At 53.4% G+C, this 18,406-nt stretch carries 20 protein-coding genes and 1 tRNA gene; 12 read left to right on the forward strand and 9 right to left on the reverse strand.

All coding sequences use genetic code 11. The features are described from left to right. Positions 1-6: 6 nt before the first annotated feature. From ACFL9S_RS12060 to ACFL9S_RS12070, 3 genes are read left to right on the forward strand one after another with little or no spacing between them, the layout of a single operon-like run. On the forward strand, positions 7-837 hold the full coding sequence (locus ACFL9S_RS12060) for an amino acid ABC transporter ATP-binding protein (RefSeq protein ID WP_405262148.1): 831 nt from the start codon (positions 7-9) through the stop codon (positions 835-837). Beyond that, the gene (locus ACFL9S_RS12065; RefSeq protein ID WP_405262149.1) at positions 834-1,619 is read left to right on the forward strand and encodes an amino acid ABC transporter permease; all 786 of its coding nucleotides are present in this window, start codon (positions 834-836) and stop codon (positions 1,617-1,619) included. Before ACFL9S_RS12060 ends, ACFL9S_RS12065 begins: the two co-directional genes overlap by 4 nt. Then, complete coding sequence (locus ACFL9S_RS12070) at positions 1,609-2,301, forward strand: amino acid ABC transporter permease (RefSeq protein ID WP_405262150.1); 693 nt, start codon at positions 1,609-1,611, stop codon at positions 2,299-2,301. The genes ACFL9S_RS12065 and ACFL9S_RS12070 overlap by 11 nt, the downstream gene beginning before the upstream one ends. 58 nt (positions 2,302-2,359) lie before the next feature. Here ACFL9S_RS12070 and ACFL9S_RS12075 read toward each other — a convergent pair whose 3' ends face one another. Then, on the reverse strand, positions 2,360-3,088 hold the full coding sequence (locus tag ACFL9S_RS12075) for a YoaK family protein (protein WP_405262151.1): 729 nt from the start codon (positions 3,086-3,088) through the stop codon (positions 2,360-2,362). Positions 3,089-3,335: 247 nt separating this feature from the next. Here ACFL9S_RS12075 and ACFL9S_RS12080 point away from each other — a divergent pair, with 247 nt between their 5' ends. Beyond that, positions 3,336-3,671 carry a DUF1294 domain-containing protein gene (locus tag ACFL9S_RS12080; RefSeq protein WP_405262152.1) on the forward strand — a complete coding sequence of 112 codons (336 nt, stop codon included), beginning with the start codon at positions 3,336-3,338 and terminating at the stop codon, positions 3,669-3,671. Positions 3,672-3,804: 133 nt separating this feature from the next. On the opposite strand, the gene ACFL9S_RS12085 is transcribed toward ACFL9S_RS12080, so the two are convergent. Together ACFL9S_RS12085 and ACFL9S_RS12090 are read right to left on the reverse strand one after the other, a co-directional pair. Continuing rightward, a tRNA-Arg gene (locus tag ACFL9S_RS12085) sits at positions 3,805-3,881 on the reverse strand. Positions 3,882-4,111: 230 nt separating this feature from the next. Next, a complete protein-coding gene (locus ACFL9S_RS12090) occupies positions 4,112-4,429 on the reverse strand; it encodes a hypothetical protein (protein ID WP_405262153.1) in 318 nt (105 codons plus the stop codon). 244 nt (positions 4,430-4,673) lie between these two features. Between ACFL9S_RS12090 and folD the strand changes: the two genes are divergently transcribed. Next, positions 4,674-5,540, forward strand: a complete 867-nt coding sequence (folD, locus tag ACFL9S_RS12095) for a bifunctional methylenetetrahydrofolate dehydrogenase/methenyltetrahydrofolate cyclohydrolase FolD (RefSeq protein ID WP_405262154.1) — start codon at positions 4,674-4,676, stop codon at positions 5,538-5,540. Next, a complete protein-coding gene (gene ybcJ, locus ACFL9S_RS12100) occupies positions 5,540-5,752 on the forward strand; it encodes a ribosome-associated protein YbcJ (protein WP_405262155.1) in 213 nt (70 codons plus the stop codon). Before folD ends, ybcJ begins: the two co-directional genes overlap by 1 nt. A gap of 34 nt (positions 5,753-5,786) precedes the next feature. On the opposite strand, the gene ACFL9S_RS12105 is transcribed toward ybcJ, so the two are convergent. The 3 genes from ACFL9S_RS12105 to cysS form a co-directional block, all read right to left on the reverse strand. Further along, positions 5,787-7,043, reverse strand: coding sequence for an MFS transporter (locus ACFL9S_RS12105; RefSeq protein WP_405262156.1), 1,257 nt, complete (start codon positions 7,041-7,043; stop codon positions 5,787-5,789). Positions 7,044-7,054: 11 nt separating this feature from the next. Continuing rightward, positions 7,055-7,876 carry an MBL fold metallo-hydrolase gene (locus ACFL9S_RS12110; RefSeq protein ID WP_405262157.1) on the reverse strand — a complete coding sequence of 274 codons (822 nt, stop codon included), beginning with the start codon at positions 7,874-7,876 and terminating at the stop codon, positions 7,055-7,057. 263 nt (positions 7,877-8,139) lie between these two features. After that, positions 8,140-9,528, reverse strand: coding sequence for a cysteine--tRNA ligase (gene cysS, locus ACFL9S_RS12115; protein ID WP_405262158.1), 1,389 nt, complete (start codon positions 9,526-9,528; stop codon positions 8,140-8,142). Positions 9,529-9,762: 234 nt separating this feature from the next. Here cysS and ppiB point away from each other — a divergent pair, with 234 nt between their 5' ends. The 5 genes from ppiB (at position 9,763) to ACFL9S_RS12140 (ending at position 13,873) form a co-directional block, all read left to right on the forward strand. After that, the gene (ppiB, locus tag ACFL9S_RS12120) at positions 9,763-10,257 is read left to right on the forward strand and encodes a peptidylprolyl isomerase B (protein ID WP_405262159.1); all 495 of its coding nucleotides are present in this window, start codon (positions 9,763-9,765) and stop codon (positions 10,255-10,257) included. Further along, positions 10,257-10,973, forward strand: a complete 717-nt coding sequence (gene lpxH, locus ACFL9S_RS12125) for a UDP-2,3-diacylglucosamine diphosphatase (RefSeq protein WP_405262160.1) — start codon at positions 10,257-10,259, stop codon at positions 10,971-10,973. The genes ppiB and lpxH overlap by 1 nt, the downstream gene beginning before the upstream one ends. A gap of 148 nt (positions 10,974-11,121) precedes the next feature. Continuing rightward, positions 11,122-11,631 carry a 5-(carboxyamino)imidazole ribonucleotide mutase gene (purE, locus tag ACFL9S_RS12130; protein WP_405262161.1) on the forward strand — a complete coding sequence of 170 codons (510 nt, stop codon included), beginning with the start codon at positions 11,122-11,124 and terminating at the stop codon, positions 11,629-11,631. After that, positions 11,628-12,695 carry a 5-(carboxyamino)imidazole ribonucleotide synthase gene (purK, locus tag ACFL9S_RS12135; protein WP_405262162.1) on the forward strand — a complete coding sequence of 356 codons (1,068 nt, stop codon included), beginning with the start codon at positions 11,628-11,630 and terminating at the stop codon, positions 12,693-12,695. The genes purE and purK overlap by 4 nt, the downstream gene beginning before the upstream one ends. A 437-nt stretch (positions 12,696-13,132) precedes the next feature. Further along, positions 13,133-13,873 (forward strand): autoinducer binding domain-containing protein, encoded by a 741-nt coding sequence (locus ACFL9S_RS12140; RefSeq protein ID WP_405262163.1) that lies wholly within the window; start codon positions 13,133-13,135, stop codon positions 13,871-13,873. Here the strand turns inward: ACFL9S_RS12140 and ACFL9S_RS12145 are convergent. From ACFL9S_RS12145 to ybbA, 3 genes are all read right to left on the reverse strand, one after another. Continuing rightward, the gene (locus tag ACFL9S_RS12145; RefSeq protein WP_405262164.1) at positions 13,844-14,497 is read right to left on the reverse strand and encodes an acyl-homoserine-lactone synthase; all 654 of its coding nucleotides are present in this window, start codon (positions 14,495-14,497) and stop codon (positions 13,844-13,846) included. The two genes, ACFL9S_RS12140 and ACFL9S_RS12145, sit on opposite strands and share 30 nt — an antisense overlap. 166 nt (positions 14,498-14,663) lie before the next feature. After that, positions 14,664-17,081, reverse strand: coding sequence for a putative ABC transporter permease subunit YbbP (ybbP, locus tag ACFL9S_RS12150; RefSeq protein ID WP_405262165.1), 2,418 nt, complete (start codon positions 17,079-17,081; stop codon positions 14,664-14,666). Continuing rightward, the gene (ybbA, locus tag ACFL9S_RS12155) at positions 17,078-17,764 is read right to left on the reverse strand and encodes a putative ABC transporter ATP-binding protein YbbA (protein ID WP_133845711.1); all 687 of its coding nucleotides are present in this window, start codon (positions 17,762-17,764) and stop codon (positions 17,078-17,080) included. Before ybbA ends, ybbP begins: the two co-directional genes overlap by 4 nt. Between ybbA and tesA the strand changes: the two genes are divergently transcribed. Next, on the forward strand, positions 17,735-18,358 hold the full coding sequence (gene tesA, locus ACFL9S_RS12160; protein WP_405262166.1) for a multifunctional acyl-CoA thioesterase I/protease I/lysophospholipase L1: 624 nt from the start codon (positions 17,735-17,737) through the stop codon (positions 18,356-18,358). The genes ybbA and tesA overlap by 30 nt on opposite strands. Positions 18,359-18,406: the final 48 nt, after the last annotated feature.

An 18,406-nucleotide genomic window follows, 5' to 3' on the forward strand; every position in this document is an offset into this window, starting at 1 on the left:
ACACACATGCAGCAAGAAAATTTATCAACCGCAGCGGCGTCTGCGGTTTTTTCACATTCATCACCGGCGCAGCCCACCGCCGTCGAATTCCGCCGGGTCAGTAAGTCTTTTGGTCACCATCAGGTGATCAACGCGGTCAATCTCAGCGTGGCCAGCGGTGAAGTCGTGGCCGTTTGCGGTCCGTCAGGTTCCGGTAAGTCGACGCTGATCCGCCTGATCAACCAGCTGGAAACCGTCAGCGACGGCGAGATCCTGATTGACGGTAAACCAACGCGTGGGCTGAAAGGCGCGGCACTCCAGCAGTTGAGGACCCATATTGGTTTTGTGTTTCAGCAGTTCAACCTCTACGCCCACCTGACCGCGCAGGACAATGTCAGCCTGGCGCTGATCAAAGTACACGGCTGGAAGAAAACGCAGGCGCAGGCAAAAGCGCTGGCCTTACTGACGCGCGTCGGGCTGGCCGATAAGGCACAGCATTACCCTGAGCAACTCTCCGGCGGCCAGCAGCAGCGCGTGGCGATTGCCCGGGCGCTGGCGACCGATCCGAACATCATTCTGTTTGATGAGCCGACCTCAGCGCTTGACCCGGAGATGATCGGTGAAGTGCTGCTGGTGATGCGCGAACTGGCACGTAGCGGCATCACCATGATTGTGGTGACCCATGAAATGAGCTTCGCCCGCGAAATCGCTGACCGGGTGATTTTTATGGATGACGGAGAAATTCTGGAGCAGGCCACGCCAGAAGACTTCTTTACCCGCCCCACCCATCCGCGCGCCCAGCGTTTCCTGCAGAAGGTGTTGTTCCCACTGCACCCTGAATCACAGGTGGGCCTGTGAACTGGCATCCCGACTGGGCAGGCGTGCTGACCGGGCAGCCTCTGCAATGGATTATCTCCGGGTTTCTTACCACCTTTTACGTCAGCCTGATTGCCAGCCTGTTCAGCACGCTACTGGTGGTATTGCTGCTGGTCATGCGTCTGAGTACATCGCGCATCGCACAGGGCGCCGTGGCGGCGTTTGTTTCGCTGTTTCGCAATACGCCGCTGCTGGTACAGCTGCTGTTCTGGTATTTCGCCGCGTGGGGCGCGCTGCCGCAGAGCTGGCGTTTTTACATCGGGGATATCCATCCCTGGGCTGCATTCCCCGGTGATATTAGCTGGCTGACGCCGGAGTTTCTCTGTGTCGTCTGGGGACTGGGGCTGTTCACGGCGGCATTTTTAGTGGAGGAGGTACAGGCCGGGCTGAATTCCGTGCCGAAAGGCCAACGCGAAGCGGCGATTTCACAGGGCTTCAGCCGCTGGACGCTGCTGCGGGAAATTCTGTTGCCCCAGGCGCTGGCCAATGCCTGGCAACCTGTCACCGGGCAGTATCTTAACCTGATGAAACTCTCCTCGCTGGCGACCGGTATTGGCTTTTCCGAACTGACCTACCAGGTCAGCCGTATTGAAAGTTATAACGCTCACGCCTTTGAAGGCTTTGCGGTGGGCACCGCACTGTATCTGTTGCTGGGCCTGATTTTGGGGGGATTGTTGGCGGCGATTGGCCCTCAGCGTCCGCAGCGTCATCAGCCAAAGCGGGTGAAATCCGCCCTGCCGGAGCATTCAGAAGATGGAATTTGATTACTCAGTACTGCACGATAATTTCGGCTATATGCTGTGGGGAAGAGTGGCGGAGGGGGAACCGGGCGGCGTATTACTGACGTTAATCATGGCCCTCTCTGCCGGTTTTCTGGCACTGGTGCTGGGTGTCCTGATGGCCGCGCTGGCCTGGCGTTACGGCGGCTGGACGCGCAGAGTGCTGTTTCTCTGGGCCTCATTTATCCGGGGCATTCCGCTGATTTTTGTTATTTTCTGGCTCTACTTCCTGCTGCCGGTGGTATTTGGTGGTTCGATCCCCGGCCCGCTGACGGTGATTATCGCGCTGGCATGGTTTACCTCTGCGGCGGTGATGCACTCAACGCTGGCCGGGCTGGAATCTCTGCCTGCCGGGCAGACAGAAGCAGGGATTGCGTCAGGCTTCAGCAAAATAAAGGTCCTCACCCTGATTATGCTGCCGCAGGCGTGGCCGAATCTGCTGCCGTCTTACCTGGGATTGCTGATTTCTCTGCTGAAGGACACGTCGCTGGCGTTTATTGTTAACGTTCCTGAGCTAACAACGGTGGCCGGACAGGTCAACAACCGGGTGCAGATCTACCCCGCAGAGATCTTCCTGTTTGTTGGCGTCATCTATTACCTGCTGTGCAGTGCGTTGGCGTATCTGGCCGGAAAGGGAGTCAAACGGCGGCGTCTCGCACTCAGGTAAGATCCCGCATAAACGGGCCGTCGAGTGAGGCGGCCCGTTGCTGGCGGCGCAGCGCGACTTAACTGCCCTGTGCAGGCGACAGCCGTTTGCTGAACATGGTGTTCATCGCCAACAGAAGAAGCCCCGCGCCGATCACTATCAGGAAAAAATACCCCAACCAGTCGAACAGCCAGATACCGGCCACACCGCCGATGAAAAATGCCATCACCGTATAAAAATGCAGGCGCAGACGCTCCAGGTAAATAGGGGTATTCTTAGTCGATTCCTTACGTCGCAAGACATCGAACAGCATCGCCAGCTCAATACCGATATCCGTTGCCGTTCCCGACACATGGGTTGTTCGGACACGCGCATTGGAAATGCGCGTCACCACCGCATTTTGTAACCCCATCAGGAAACTCAGGCTGAGGATCAGTAGCGCACCCGGAGATGCCAGCGTCAATCCAGTCTCAGCAGCCCCCAGCGCCATCAGCGCCAGACCTTCAATAAAGATATTCACCGCGTAAATGGTACTGATACCCCTCCTCCGGCCCGCATTAATGATCAGCGTTGAGAATGCAGATCCCGCGATAAACAGTAATACGATGGCCAGAAAGAAGACGCACGCACTCAGGTTGATTTTTGCCAGATGATCGGACAGTGAAGAGATATTTCCTGTCATATTGGCCGCAAAAAAACCAACACTTTCAAAAGCGGCGGCGTTCAGCGCCCCGGCGACGGCGGCCAGGGTACAGGCAAGGCGGCTATCCGTATTGAACGTCCTTGCATCATCGGTGGTGATTAACATTTATCGAACTCTGATCAAATGGGGGGGATAATGAATGATCGCCTTGTTTGTCGTAACAAACAAGATCGGGGCGTCGAACTCGCTCTGTGGCATGGGAAAAAGATCGCCATTCAGAGGAGAGGACGGGCTAAAGGAAGCAACGCGGTAAAACGAGATCTTCTTAAGCTATCAGCATTCCACGATCCAAAGATTTGAATCGGGTATAGTTACACATCCTTTTTGGCTGAGTGCCGCAGTGGCTAATGGTATGAACCTCAATCGCTTTTGTTATTTTATTCTGATCCTGACGGCGGTGGGCAACGTGCTCTCTCCTCACCCTTTTGCAACGTGGGCCGTGCTCGCCAGTGCGCTGGCGCTGATGGTTTATGGCGTGGATAAAGTGGCGGCCCGCAAAGCCTGGCGCAGAGTACCCGAGTCCACCTTACTTATCTTTGGTTTTGTCGGTGGGTGGCCTGGCGCCATTCTCGGCCAACAACTCTTTCGCCATAAAACACAAAAACAGCCATTTAAAACGTACTTCTTCATCAGTGTGATAGTGAATATCGCAGTGCTGGTAGCGCTGTACCGATTCTATCCCTGGTGAAGCAATGCCTGGCAGTTCAGATATCCCGGAAAAACCGTATCTTATCACTGCACTGATACCCAGTATGAATCGGCTAATTCACTGAATTTCAGGCATAAAAAAAGACGTCGATTGACGTCTCTTGATATGAATTTGGTACGCCCTACAGGATTCGAACCTGTGACCTACGGCTTAGAAGGCCGGTGCTCTATCCAACTGAGCTAAGGGCGCATGGTGATTGCGTCGGATTATACGGTGCGATCCTGCTGAGTCAACGTTTTTACTGCCTGCAATAACCCACTGCTGAAGTTATGAACAGTAACTAAGGTTTATCTCATAAGAAGCAGACAATCAGGTCAGCAGCATGCGTTTTTCTGCCACAACAAGCCCGGCATCACCAGATGCGCCCACAAAAAAGCCCACCAGAGTGGGCTTATCTTCTGAGTCACTAAACAAGCGCCTTAGTTGGTCACTTTGTTTTTCAACTCTTCTGCACCCTGCTTGGTTTTATCCCAGCCTTTTTCGGTGCCTTCTTTGGTTTTGTTCCAGGCCTTTTGGCTGCCTTCAGAAACCTTGCTGCTGGTTGAGTTGCTCTCGCCTTCTGCGGCGTGTTTGGCCTTCAGCTTCATCTCAGCCCCTTCATTCTGGGATTGATGCAGCTTCTCTTTGGCGGTATCGGCACCTTTATGTGCCTCAGCAACGGTGTTATCGGTGGTCGTTGCGGCAAAAACCGGAGAAGCCAGCAGCAAAGCAGACAGTGCAATAATAGTCTTTTTCATTATTTCCTCTTTCTTTTTTTAGATGAGTTGCCGTGTCACGATTCAATCCTGGCACAGTCAGTACCAGAAAGATTTAGGAATAAACCGGGAATGACCCGGTAAGGGTGATTCCGGCGCAGCGGAAAACATCTGTGATTGCACGATTGCACCTTAACGATTGAATCTCTGCCTGACAGCGGGGCGCGCTTCTGACAAAATAGGCGCAATCCCCGATTTAACTCAAAACAGATGGATCCCCTCTCTGATGGCAGCAAAAATTATTGACGGTAAAACGATTGCGCAGCAGGTGCGGCAAGAGGTTGCGGAATTGGTTCAGCAGCGTCTGGCGGCAGGTAAACGTGCACCTGGTCTGGCAGTGGTTTTGGTCGGTGAAAACCCGGCTTCGCAGATTTATGTCGGCAGCAAGCGTCGTGCCTGCGAAGAGGTGGGTTTCCTCTCACGTTCTTACGACCTTCCCGCCACCACCAGCGAAGCGGAACTGCTCGACCTGATTACCAAACTGAACAACGATGCAGACATTGACGGCATCCTGGTGCAGCTTCCTTTGCCTGCGGGCATCGACAACGTCAAAGTACTGGAGCACATTGCCCCCGAAAAAGACGTTGATGGCTTCCACCCGTATAACGTGGGCCGTCTTTGCCAACGCGCACCGAAACTGCGTCCGTGTACACCACGCGGTATTGTCACGCTGCTCGAGCGCTACAACATTGATACCTTCGGCCTGAATGCCGTCGTCGTCGGTGCATCCAACATTGTTGGCCGTCCGATGAGTATGGAACTGCTGCTGGCCGGTTGCACCACCACCGTGACCCACCGCTTTACCAAGAATCTGCGTCATCATATTGAACATGCCGATTTGCTGGTTGTTGCTGTAGGTAAACCCGGTTTTATTCCCGGCGAGTGGATCAAGCCCGGCGCGATCGTGATTGACGTCGGGATTAACCGTCTGGAAAGCGGCAAAGTGGTTGGCGATGTAGAGTTTGACGTGGCGTCTGAGCGTGCATCTTACATCACGCCAGTGCCTGGTGGCGTCGGCCCGATGACGGTCGCCACACTGATTCAGAACACCCTGCAAGCTTGTGAAAATAACGACGATGGAGCATCAGCATAATGGCAAATTTCTCTCTGGGCGATCATCCACATGTGGATCTGTGCGACCTGATGAAGCTGGAAGGCTGGGTAGAAAGTGGCGCGATGGCGAAAATCATGATCTCTGGCGGCCATGTTACGGTGAATGGTGTAAAGGAAACCCGTAAGCGCTGCAAAATTGTGGCGGGTCAGACGGTTGATTTTGACGGCGAAAGCGTCACCGTGACCGCCTGATAGTGCCAATGCCGGGCGGCCACGCTGCCCGGCATCAATCCCCCCGCCCAATCACCTGGGGTTTAACAGGTTTCAGCGCTACCTTAATTTTCTCTTTAGAAAGATCGTCCTTAAAGAAAATAAAGAAAAATACCGAGACCACGGCGGCGATAATCGCTGAGAACAGCCAGAAGCTTTCCCACTGCGACAGCGCCTTTCCTCCCTTCTCTGCCACGGTGCTGTTAAAGATGTGGCCGCAAATAGTCGAAGCGAACAATAACCCAAATCCATTAGAGACCATAAAGCGTAAGCTCTGTGCCTGAGCTTTGATTTCTGGCCGGGCTTTACGGTCAACATAGATGTCCCCCACGGTAAAGAAGAAGTCCCAGCAGAAGCCTTGCAGCATCAGCCCCATCAGGACATACATCATGTTGGCGTCAAGCGCCGCCTGAGAGAACAGCACCGAACGAATAATCCAGCACACCGCGCCCATCAACAGTAGCACCTTGAAGCCCGCTTTCATCAGGAAGAAGGAAAGCAGGAACATAAAGATCACTTCGCAGGCGATCCCAACCTGCATCATGGATGCGGCATTATCAAAGCCAAGTGCTTTCAGATACACCGGGATATAGGCGGAATAAGCCGTTTTGGGGATCATTAATACAAAGATACTCAACATCAGAATGCTGAAGTTGCGATCTTTGAATAATGCCAGCGCATCCAGACACAGCAGATCGCGCATTGAGAAGGTGCTGCCTTTGGCTTTAGGCGGCGTATCTGGCAGGGTAAAGCAGTATAGGCCCAGACCCCCTCCGGCAGCCGATGCGATATACCAGGTCATCGTATTGCCGGAATAACCCATCTGCCCGATGATTAAACCTATCACCATAAAGCCGAACGTACCGAATACGCGGATCACCGGGAAATACTTCACGCCGTTGATATGGCTGAAGCTGATACTGTTAGCTAGCGCGGTGGTCGGATAAAACAGCAGTCCGACCAGGAAGATCATCACCAGCGTCATGGTGGTATTCTGTGTTTCAATAAAATGCGGTACACACAGGATCACTGCGGCGTTAATCAGGTGCAGGATCGCCATCACTTTCTGCGAAGCAAAGAAACGGTCCGCGACCATGCCGATAAACAGCGGCGAGAGTATCGTCGCCAGCCCCAGTAGTGCGTAAGAAGAACCAATGATGGTGGCCATACCGTAGGTGCTCAGCACCAGGCCTATCGTCATATTCCAGGCCCCCTGCATAAAATACTGCACAAACATCATCATCAGCAGGCGAGGCGTTTTGTTAACATCCATGAGATCGCCTCCTAAGCCACGTTGATGCTAAGGCCGTCATACGCAACGGTGATATTCTTATCGCGGCAGGCCGCCACCAGCTCCTCATGCAGCAACTTACCGCTGTGAGAAATATGCGATACCACGATCTGGCTGGCTGAATGCAGGCACTGCATCGCACGCAGCTTTTCCTGCGCGGCAAAGACGGTTTCCAGGCTCATGTGGTTGTCGGTACGATCGTCGCCGTTAAAACCGTAAGTGCATTCCAGCACCACCAGGCCCAGCGATTTGCCCTGTAGCCACTGCCAGGTCAGTTCCGGGAACCAGCCTGAGTCATGGCCATAGAAAATCGTTTTGCCGTTTCTTTCGATCAGCCAGGCGTAGCACAGCTCCCACCTGGCATGGTTAGCGAGCAAGGGCGTTATGCGATAACCGTGACTCTCTGCGGTGACAAAAGGTGGAAGGCAATGGAAACCAAAGCGCTGTTTGCTGTAGCCCGGCAATACCGCCACGCAGCCGCTGATTGCCCGGTCGTTGCCAAAAATCTCCAGTGGATGGTCAATATTAAAGCCGTAACCCTCCATCCGGCTAAACAGCTCACCGATATTGAAATGATCAGGATGGGTGTGGGTAAACAGCAGGTCGGTCATTCCGGTTGCATCCAGCCCATCACGCAGAAGTTGGTGGCTGAACTCCGGGGCAACGTCGATCAACATCACATCATCAATAATGGCGGAAGAACGGGTGCGCAGATCTTTTCCCTTGAGGAAGCGCGCTTGCTGACAATGTGCACAGCGGCAAAACGGATTGGGGATCCCCTCAGAAGCGGCCGATCCCAGGAAGTGGATTTTCATGTTAATTCCTTTTATTGCGTCAATGACGTCTCCTGTGTTCCTGCCACCTGCGCTGTCATAAGCGATAAGGATGATCACCGGAACATATCAATACTAATTCTGTGGAAAAAGATTGAAAATCACCCGGATGCACATTAGTGACATCCTTCAATATTTTAAAAAAATACAATTTAAAATCAGCTAATTAAAAAATTAAACAAAAAAAACCGGGTGCATAATGCCACCCGGTTTTCTTAACTTAATAAGCGATTTAAGCGATTAATTTACTTACGGCGCCAGCTGGTGCCGCCTGCGGCATCTTCCAGCACGATACCCATCTCATTAAGCTTGTCACGGGCCACATCGGCCTGCGCCCAGTCTTTTGCCGCACGGGCATCAATACGCATCTGAATCAGCGCTTCAATCTGCGCCACTTCTTCATCGTTGATGTTCACACCGCTTTGCAGGAATTGCTCCGGGTCCTGCTCCAGCAGGCCCAGCACGCCAGCCAGCGCACGCAGGCGCGCAGCCAGGCCATCCGCCGCCGTTTTATCGGTGTCTTTCAGGCGGTTGACTTCACGCGCCAGGTCAAACAGCGCCGAGTAGGCTTCCGGTGTATTGAAGTCATCGTCCATTGCAGCACGGAAGCGGGTTTCAAACTCTTCCCCACCCACAATATCGGCGCTGGGATCGGTGTTACGGATAGCAATGTAGAGACGTTCCAGCGCAGAGCGTGCCTGATTCAGGTTATCTTCGCCGTAGTTCAGCTGGCTACGATAGTGGCCGGACATCAGGAAGTAACGCACGGTTTCAGCATCGTAATGCTCCAGCACATCACGCACGGTAAAGAAGTTGTTCAGCGATTTGGACATCTTCTCACGATCAATCATCACCATGCCGGAGTGCATCCAGACGTTTACATACGGGCCTTCGTGGGCACAGGTGGACTGGGCGATTTCGTTTTCGTGGTGCGGGAACATCAGGTCAGAACCGCCGCCGTGGATATCAAAGTGCTCACCCAGCTGCTTGCAGTTCATCGCCGAGCACTCAATGTGCCAGCCCGGACGCCCCATTCCCCACGGAGATTCCCAGCCGGGTTCGTCTGCTTTCGACATTTTCCACAGCACGAAGTCCATCGGGTTGCGTTTGACATCAACCGCCACTTCCACACGCGCACCGGCCTGGAGCTGTTCCAGATCCTGGCGTGATAACGAACCGTAGTTCGGATCGCTGTCGACGGAGAACATCACATCGCCGTTGCTGGCAACATACGCATGTTCACGGGCGATCAGCTTGCTGACCAGCTCGATGATCTCAGGAATGTGGCGTGTCGCACGCGGTTCCAGGTCCGGTGGCAGGATATTCAGCGCAGCGAAATCCTTGTGCATCTCGGCAATCATACGATTGGTCAGTTGCTCAATGGTCTCACCGTTTTCATTCGCACGTTTGATGATTTTGTCATCAATATCAGTGATGTTACGTACATAGTTCAGCTCATAGCCGCTGTAACGCAGGTAACGAGCCACCACATCAAATGCCGCGAAGGTTCTGCCGTGTCCGATATGACAGAGGTCGTAAACGGTAATGCCACACACGTACATACCGACTTTACCGGCATGAATAGGTTTGAATTCCTCTTTTTGACGACTCAGGGTATTGAAAATCTTTAGCATTGAGACATTCCGTTTTAGCGTGTGCGGGATTAGCGAAAAAATGATGAATTGATTATTCTGACGTATTTTTACCCTCAGCGCTACGCAAGCTTGGTGATCCGCACTTCCTTTATGCAGCAGGGCTGACGAGCCATCACATTTTGTGATATAAAAGCCGTCTGTCGCACGGGACAGACGTGAGTCTCAGTTCCCGGCGCCCAATGTTAAATACTCCAACCCTGACAGGATGAGAATATGGTCACTTTCCAGACTAATCATGGCGATATCGTCATCAAGACTTTCGATGATAAAGCGCCGGCTACCGTTAAAAACTTCCTTGAATATTGCAGCGAAGGTTTTTACGACAACACCATCTTCCACCGTGTGATCAACGGTTTTATGATCCAGGGCGGTGGTTTTGAACCGGGCATGAAGCAGAAAGACACCAAAGACGAGATCCGCAACGAAGCCAGCAATGGCCTGAAGAACACCAAAGGCACCCTGGCGATGGCCCGTACTCAGGCACCGCACTCTGCTACCGCGCAGTTCTTTATCAACGTGGCTGACAACGACTTCCTGAACTTCCGTGACGAAAGCCTGCAGGGCTTCGGTTACTGCGTGTTCGCTGAAGTGGTTGAAGGTATGGACGTGGTTGAGAAAATCAAAGCCGTGTCTACCGGCCGCAGCGGCATGCACCAGGACGTACCAAAAGACGACGTGATCATCCAGAAAGTCACCGTCAGCGAATAATGTCGCACACGCTGTTTATCGCAGATCTCCATCTGTGTACTGAAGAACCGGCAATCACTGCCGGTTTTCTGCATTTTTTACGCCGTGAAGCACAGCATGCTGACGCGCTGTATATTCTCGGTGACCTGTTTGAAGCCTGGATTGGCGACGACGACCCTAATCCGCTGCATGCGGAGGTCGCGACGGCTCTGCGCCAGCTGACTATCCCCTGTTATTTTATTCACGGTAATCGTGACTTCCTGGTGGGCAAGCGCTTTGCGGCTGCCTGCGGCATGACGCTGCTGCCGGAAGAGCAGGTGCTTAATCTGTATGGCAGACAGGTGCTGATTATGCACGGTGACACGCTGTGTACTGATGACGAAGGCTATCTGCGCTTTCGTGCCAAAGTACAGCAACGCTGGCTACAGACGCTGTTCCTCGCCCTGCCCCTGTTTGTGCGCCAGCGTATTGCGCTGAAAATGCGCGCCGGAAGCCGCGAGGCGAACAGCAGTAAATCCCAGTCGATCATGGATGTGAATCCGCAAGCCGTTGTGAACGTGATGGCCCGCCATCAGGTGCAGTGGTTGATCCACGGTCATACGCATCGCCCTGCGGTTCATCCCCTGCTGATCGGCGGCAAAGCGGCTGAACGCCTTGTTCTGGGTGCCTGGCACGAAGAAGGCTCAATGATCAAAGTCAGCACCGATGAAATAAGCCTGATTTCCTTCCCGTTCTGATTCAAAAACCTGGCGAAACCCGGCACTATTTCGCGCCACGCAACCGTTTTCCTTGCCGCCCAGTCGTGATATTCTCTTTGCCCTTCCCACCTGGTAAGCCCACAGCGCCATTCAGGTGAAGTATCACAATCACAGGAGTCAGACCCGCATGTCATCCAACGCCGCACCGGCCCGCATTGCTATTGTTATGGGTTCCAAAAGTGACTGGGCAACCATGCAATTTGCCGCGGAAATTCTCACCAGCCTTGATGTTCCGTTTCACTGCGAAGTGGTGTCTGCACACCGCACGCCGGACAGACTGTTCAGCTTTGCCGAACAGGCAGCGGATAACGGCTATCAGGTGATTATCGCGGGTGCAGGCGGCGCGGCGCACTTGCCGGGCATGCTGGCAGCAAAAACGCTGGTTCCGGTACTGGGCGTGCCCGTGCAGAGCGCCGCACTGAGCGGTGTCGACAGCCTGTATTCTATTGTGCAGATGCCACGCGGCATTCCTGTGGGCACGCTGGCTATTGGTAAAGCCGGTGCTGCCAATGCCGCCCTGCTGGCCGCGCAGATCCTCGCACTGCACGATGCCGAACTGGCAGCTCGCCTGAATCACTGGCGCCAGACCCAGACCGATGAAGTGCTGAATAACCCGGACCCGCGGGTGGAGGCATGAAGCCGGTTTGTGTATTGGGTAACGGCCAGCTGGGACGTATGCTGCGCCAGGCGGGTGAACCGCTGGGCATTGCCGTTTATCCAGTAGGTCTGGATGCGGAACCCGACTCCCTGCCCATCGCACAGAGCGTGATCACGGCCGAAATCGAGCGCTGGCCTGAAACCGCCTTAACCCGCGAGCTGGCCAGCCATAACGCCTTTGTGAACCGCGATATCTTCCCGCTGCTGGCCGACCGCCTGACGCAGAAGCAACTGCTGGATCGACTGGGTCTGGCCACTGCGCCGTGGCAGTTGCTCGCAAGCGAAGATGAATGGGCGCAGGTGTTCACAACGCTCGGTTCCCTTGCCATCGTTAAGCGCCGTACCGGCGGCTATGACGGACGCGGTCAGTGGCGTCTGCGTGCAGATGAAACCGCATCACTGCCTGCTGATTGCTACGGTGAGTGCATTGTTGAGCAGGGAATTAACTTCTCTGGCGAAATGTCGCTGGTTGGCGCGCGTGGCCACGATGGCCGCACGGTGTTCTATCCGCTGACGCACAACCTGCATCAGGACGGTATTTTGCGCACCAGCGTAGTATTGCCGGACGTGGATGCGCAGCATCAGCAGCAGGCCGAGCGTATGCTTTCCGCCATCATGAACGAGCTGAACTACGTCGGCGTGATGGCGATGGAGTGTTTCGTGGTGCCGGAAGGTCTGCTGATCAATGAACTGGCACCGCGTGTACACAACAGCGGTCACTGGACGCAGAACGGTGCATCCATCAGCCAGTTTGAGCTGCATCTGCGGGCGATTCTGGATCTTCCGCTGCCAACGCCTGTTGTCAGCACCCCGTCCGTTATGGTGAATCTGATCGGCACGGATGTGAATCTGGCCTGGCTGGAACAGCCGCTGGTGCATCTGCACTGGTATGAGAAGGAAGTGCGTGCCGGGCGTAAAGTCGGCCACCTGAACCTGTCCGACGTTAGCCCACAGGCGCTGAGCAACGCACTGAACGCGCTGGTGCCGCTGCTGCCGGAAGAGTACGCCAGCGGAATTGCCTGGGCGGTTGAGAAGCTGGGTTAACGTTCTCACTTTTTCCGCTTCCTGATTGAAGAACGCTTTATGCGTTCTTCAATTATTTTGGCTGGGCGAAAAGCCGCCATGAAAAAGGACAGCCCATCACTGTACTTTAGTACGGCTAACACTTTACGGCTTTACCGCGTATCGTACCTGCAACAACAATAAGACAGAGCAATCCAGTCCCTTTTAGCCTTATCTTGCCACCACCAGGGAACCCTAACCTATCAGGTTATATTACTGCTTCACGTGATTAGGGGAGTGGTTCCCCATTTCCCATATGGTCTGATTTTTATCGGAACATAGCCGTAATTAGTGTAAATCTAAATTCCATATTGATTGTGCTGATTACAGTACCACCTGATAATTATACTAAATCGTTATGAGTATGTTAATGTTGGATTTAATGAGAGAGGATAAGCCACTTACAAGGATGAAGTGCTATGCGGAATTCATTTTTTAAGAACTCAACAATCAACAATTCGATTAAAGATTATCTTGAGAAGAGATTGCTTAAGTATAAAAACATAAAATATGCATATGCCATTATGAGTAAAAGTAACCCAGCCAACTTCACGATAATCTCTAACCGACAAGAGTGGTTCAAGGTCTACCAAGAAAACAATTTTCAGTTTATTGATCCGGTATTAATTACGGCTCTAGACAGGATAACGCCATTTTCATGGGATGAAAATATCATGTTGAGCCAGGGAATAAAGGTGCCAAAAATCTTCGATATGGCAAGGAGTCATAGTATCATTAATGGTTATACGTTTATTTTACATGATCAATATAATAATCTTGTTGTTCTTTCAATGATGATGGACGAAAAATGTGATGATGGCATTTATGATTCCATCAATGAAAACATCAACTCACTTCAAATGGTTTTGATATCTACACATGAAAAATTAACCTCTTTCTACAAAGAGCAAAAAAGAATATCAGATTTCAAAAAAATGAACTCAAGAGAAATATTATCCGATCGTGAAAATGAGATCATTTACTGGGCAAGTGTTGGGAAATCATATCAGGAGATATCTCTAATATTGGGAATAAAAATGACAACTGTAAAATATCACATTGGCAACGTAGTAAGAAAAATGGGCGTTACCAATGCAAAACATGCGATAAGAATGGGTGTTGAGCTACAGCTAATCAGACCCGTTTTCACGGACAGATAGCGATAGCGGCCAGGTATTCAAACTGCACTCGAGGAAAGAAGCCTTCTGCCGTGCCAAACTAATTAAATTATGTTGACTATGTTCGTCTACAGGCATGAATATAAGATAAATATCCTGTTTTTTTTCAGAGACACTTTTTTCAATAATAGATATTAACCAACCAGACCTTTTTAATATTACATACATGGGGTGACTGACAATTGCATAAATCCCCTCATATTGATAAGATCTGGCGTAGTTAATCATCGATAAAAATAAAAGAGTACTAACCGGATACCCTTGGCATCTAAGTTGTTGCGAACGTCCTTTTTCAATAAACAACCTACTTGCCTCAATGAAGTTACCTTTCGGAATATCGAACTTATCGAAATATCCTTTAAAAGCACCCGTTATCATATTAGGGTATTTCGTCTCAATAAACCTCACCCCACAAAAATAATAATCACTGGTCCCACCCAAAAGATATATCGTCCGACAACAATCATATTCATCTGATTCCATCCCATTACTACACTCTACCATCCAATTCAGTCGATCCTTAAAAACACGTTTCCTTAGGGTGTATATTTCTTTTGAATCTTTTTCATTTAAAAAATTAAAACCAATATCAAAAAAACTCAACATCTAAATCTCCTTCCATAGTTAAATATGATCTTAATAAAAATCACTTCCCATAAAAACAATTTATCAAATACATTGCCGACTGTAAATTACCACTAAATTTATATTTAGATTATTTAAATTACGATTAAATAGTGTGACAGGCCGGTTTTTACCGGCCTTCTTCGTGTTACCCCGCGTAATACCCTCTGAACAACGCCTTGCCTTTCAGTAACCGCACGCCCAGCCAGCCGCCGCACAGTGACAGCAGCAGTGCGCCCGTCAACGGTAACACCAGCCACAGGACAAAATCCGGTTGCCACGGGAAGTCAAAGACCTTGCGTTGCAGACCCCACAGCGCCGCTTCTGCACCAATAGCAGCCGCCACGCCGGACACCACGCCAAGCAGAGCAAACTCGCACCACAGCGTGCCGCGCAGGAGTTTTTTACTGGCACCCAACGTGCGATAGACCACCAGTTCCTGACGTCGCTGGCGCATCCCCACCTGGATTTGCGCCAGTAACAGCAGCACGCCGCAGGCCGTCACCAGGATCACCATAATCTCCAGCGCCTGGCTGACCTGCGCCAGCACCTGCCCTATCTGCTTCAGAATGCTGCCAATATCCAGCAGGCTGAGCGTCGGGAACTGACGGTTTAGCTGTGCCAGCGTGGCGTTGTCATTATCCATACGGAAGCTGGTCAGCCACGTTTGCGGCTGCCCGTCCAGCGCGCCCGGTGGGAAAATAAAGAAGAAGTTCGGCTTCAGGCTTTCCCAGTCGACCTTACGCATGCTGCTGATTTTTGCGCTGAACGCCTGGGTATCGCCCGTAAAGGTCAGCGTATCCCCCAGCTTCACACCCAGCCGGTTTGCCAGCTCCTGCTCAATGGAGACTTCCCCATTCTTTGGCGGCCAGCTCCCTGCGGTCATCGGGTTGTGATCCGGCAGATCTTTCAGCGAGGTCAGGTTCAGCTCGCGGTTCAGGGATTCATCCTGCGCCGGATCGGCAGGTTGCTGATTGATCCCGGTCAGACGCACGCGAGCTACCGGGTAGAACGTTTCCGCCTTCACCTGATGCTGTTGCAGGAAGGCCTGCACCTGCGGCACCTGGGGTTCGGTAATGTTCAGCAGGAAGTAATTCGGGCTGCCCGGCGGCAGTTGCTGCTGCCAGCGATCCAGCAGATCGCCGCGCATCACCAGCAGCAGTGCCAGCAGCATAAACGACAGCGAAAACGCCGCCAGCTGGCTGAGCGTGGTCCAGGGCTGACGCAGCAGTCGGTTCACCGCCAGACGAAAGGCCAGATTACGTAACGTCAGACGGCGCAGCAGCAGCAGGCCGCCCCAGCCAATGGCACCCAGCAGCAGCGACAACAGCACAATACCCGCCACCAGCGCCCACAACAGCTTGCTGCCCCCCACCAGCAGGGCGAGCAGGCCAATCACCACCACCGCCATCGCAGGCAGATAGAGCTTCAGCGGCCAGATATTCGCTACGGCATCACGGCGCAGGACACGCAGTGGCTGAGTAGCCAGCAGCAGGCGATAAGGACGTAATCCTACCAGCAGGGAGATGACAAACAGCGATCCCACCGCCCACAGCCACGGCCAGGCGCTGGCGGCAGGAAGTTCACCCGGCAGCACCGGACGCAGCATCCGCAGCAGCAGCGCTTCAAAACCCAGCCCGATGGCACTGCCGACCACCGCCGCCAGCAGCAGCACCGCCAGCCACTGGCCAATAATCAGCTTCCGCAGTGCCGCACGGTTAGCACCGAGCGTTTTCAGCACCGCCACCAGATCGTAGCGGCTGCGGCAGTAATGACTCATCGCCACCGCCACGGCGGCAATCGCCAGCATCAGCGTCAGCAGTGCGGAGAGCAGCAGGAATTGCTGGGCACGCTGCATGGATTTCCCCAGCGCATCTTCACTGTTTTCTACGCTGATCCAACGCTGGTCAGGGGTCAGACGCGCTTCAATATAACTGTCATAACGCGCCAGCTGCGCCGGGCTACCGGAGAATTTGTAGCGCCAGGTGATGCGGCTGCCGGGCTGGATAGCCCCGGTTTTCTCCACATCAGCCAGATTCATCAGCAGGCGCGGCGCGGTCTGGAACGGGTTAAAGCCCGCATCCGGCTCCTGGATCACTTCCCCGCCGATACGCAGAGTGGTATCCCCCACGTCCAGTTGATCCCCGGCTTTGCGATCCAGCAACGCCAGCAGGCGCGGTGCGGCCAACACGGTGCCCGCTGCGGGCTTCAGCCCGGCCGGTGCGGTCGTCAATTGGCCGAACATCGGATAGAGGTCATCGACTGCCTTCACCGACGCCAGCTGCGGGGTCTCTCCGGCAAAGGTCATGGTCATAAAACTGAGCTGACGCCCCACCTGCAACCCGTCTGCACGGGCCTGTACCAGCCATTCATCCGGCACTTCTTTGCTGCTGCTCAGGGTGCGATCACCCGCCATAAAGTCACGGCTCTGCTGGCTTAAGCCTTTTTCCATACGATCGCTGAGGGATCCCAGCGCCAGCACGCAGGCCACCGCCAGCGTTAGCGCCAGCCAGACAATCAGCAGCGAGGGCGATTTCCACTCACGCCAGAACCAGCGCCAAATCATGCTTCCTCCCACAGCTTGCCGTCGCGCAGCCGCAGGCGACGATCGCAGCGCGCCGCCAGTTGTTCATCGTGGGTGACGAGGATCAGCGTGGTGGCGTAATCCCGGTTCATGGAAAACAGCAGATCGGCAATGCGATCGCCGGTTTTACGATCGAGATTACCGGTCGGCTCATCGGCAAACAGCAGCGCCGGGCGGCCGTTAAAGGCGCGGGCCAGCGCCACGCGCTGCTGCTCACCGCCAGAAAGCTGGGCGGGGAGATGGCTGAGCCGCTCACCCAGCCCAAGCTGCGCCAGCAGTGCGGCGGCCTGTTCCCGACTCTGACGGTCGCTCTCACCGCGCAGCAGCGCCGGAAGCTGGACATTCTCCTGGGCGTTCAGAGTAGGTACCAGCATAAACGACTGGAAAACAAAGCCGACATTCTTCGCCCGTAATTCCGCCCGCTGCTCCTCATTCATCTTGTGCAGCGGCTGGCCAAGCATCATCACCTCCCCTTCGCTGCCGTCGTCCAGCCCGGCCAGGATCCCGAGCAGTGTCGACTTGCCCGATCCCGACTCGCCGATCAGGGCAAGGGTCTCAGCCGGTTTGACAACCAGCTCAACTCCGGTAAGGATGGAAAGCTGATGCTCACCCTGACCGACGGACTTACTAAGACGATGAACTTCAAGAATGTTTTCCGCTGGCATTACCCTTTCCTGTTCTTATTGGCTTTTGTGACGCTGCGCGCGACGGCGGCAGATACGCTGCTGGTGCTCGGCGACAGTCTGAGCGCCGGTTACCGCATGTCTGCCAGTGCCGCATGGCCTGCGTTACTCAATGATAAATGGAAAAAATCCCCCACCATTATTAACGGTAGCATAAGCGGCGACACCGCGACGCAGGGGCTGGCTCGTCTTCCTGCACTGCTGAAACAGCATCAGCCGCGCTGGGTATTGATTGAACTGGGCGGCAATGACGCATTACGCGGTTTTGCCCCACAACAGGTGGAGCAGGACCTGAATCAGGCCATTAAACTGACGCTGGCCGCTAAAGCACAGCCGATTCTCATGCAGATACGTATACCGCCAAACTACGGCAAACGTTACACAGAATCTTTTGCGGCGATCTACCCCAAACTGGCTCAGGAGCACGCCATTCCGCTGGTGCCGTTCTTTATGGAACAGGTTTATCTGAAACCGGAATGGATGCAGGACGATGGTATTCATCCTAACCCTGCAGCCCAACCGTTTATTGCCGACCTGATGGCCAAAAATCTGGCTCCCCTAGTTAAGCATGAGTGACCCGGCGCTGAGTGCCGTAACAGGTAAAGTTATGCAAAATAACACAAA

The sequence above is a fragment of the Erwinia sp. AnSW2-5 genome (genome assembly GCF_045107195.1).
Classification (GTDB): Bacteria; Pseudomonadota; Gammaproteobacteria; order Enterobacterales; family Enterobacteriaceae; genus Erwinia.

Coding starts and splice junctions, on each gene's coding strand:
- ACFL9S_RS12060 (WP_405262148.1), top strand. CDS start 7: ATGCAGCAAGAAAATTTATCAACCGCAGCGGCGTCTGCGGTTTTTTCA.
- ACFL9S_RS12070 (WP_405262150.1), top strand. CDS start 1,609: ATGGAATTTGATTACTCAGTACTGCACGATAATTTCGGCTATATGCTG.
- ACFL9S_RS12075 (WP_405262151.1), bottom strand. CDS start 3,088: ATGTTAATCACCACCGATGATGCAAGGACGTTCAATACGGATAGCCGC.
- ACFL9S_RS12080 (WP_405262152.1), top strand. CDS start 3,336: ATGAACCTCAATCGCTTTTGTTATTTTATTCTGATCCTGACGGCGGTG.
- ACFL9S_RS12090 (WP_405262153.1), bottom strand. CDS start 4,429: ATGAAAAAGACTATTATTGCACTGTCTGCTTTGCTGCTGGCTTCTCCG.
- folD (WP_405262154.1), top strand. CDS start 4,674: ATGGCAGCAAAAATTATTGACGGTAAAACGATTGCGCAGCAGGTGCGG.
- ybcJ (WP_405262155.1), top strand. CDS start 5,540: ATGGCAAATTTCTCTCTGGGCGATCATCCACATGTGGATCTGTGCGAC.
- ACFL9S_RS12105 (WP_405262156.1), bottom strand. CDS start 7,043: ATGGATGTTAACAAAACGCCTCGCCTGCTGATGATGATGTTTGTGCAG.
- ACFL9S_RS12110 (WP_405262157.1), bottom strand. CDS start 7,876: ATGAAAATCCACTTCCTGGGATCGGCCGCTTCTGAGGGGATCCCCAAT.
- cysS (WP_405262158.1), bottom strand. CDS start 9,528: ATGCTAAAGATTTTCAATACCCTGAGTCGTCAAAAAGAGGAATTCAAA.
- ppiB (WP_405262159.1), top strand. CDS start 9,763: ATGGTCACTTTCCAGACTAATCATGGCGATATCGTCATCAAGACTTTC.
- lpxH (WP_405262160.1), top strand. CDS start 10,257: ATGTCGCACACGCTGTTTATCGCAGATCTCCATCTGTGTACTGAAGAA.
- purE (WP_405262161.1), top strand. CDS start 11,122: ATGTCATCCAACGCCGCACCGGCCCGCATTGCTATTGTTATGGGTTCC.
- purK (WP_405262162.1), top strand. CDS start 11,628: ATGAAGCCGGTTTGTGTATTGGGTAACGGCCAGCTGGGACGTATGCTG.
- ACFL9S_RS12140 (WP_405262163.1), top strand. CDS start 13,133: ATGCGGAATTCATTTTTTAAGAACTCAACAATCAACAATTCGATTAAA.
- ACFL9S_RS12145 (WP_405262164.1), bottom strand. CDS start 14,497: ATGTTGAGTTTTTTTGATATTGGTTTTAATTTTTTAAATGAAAAAGAT.
- ybbP (WP_405262165.1), bottom strand. CDS start 17,081: ATGATTTGGCGCTGGTTCTGGCGTGAGTGGAAATCGCCCTCGCTGCTG.
- tesA (WP_405262166.1), top strand. CDS start 17,735: ATGAACTTCAAGAATGTTTTCCGCTGGCATTACCCTTTCCTGTTCTTA.
- ybbA (WP_133845711.1), bottom strand. CDS start 17,764: ATGCCAGCGGAAAACATTCTTGAAGTTCATCGTCTTAGTAAGTCCGTC.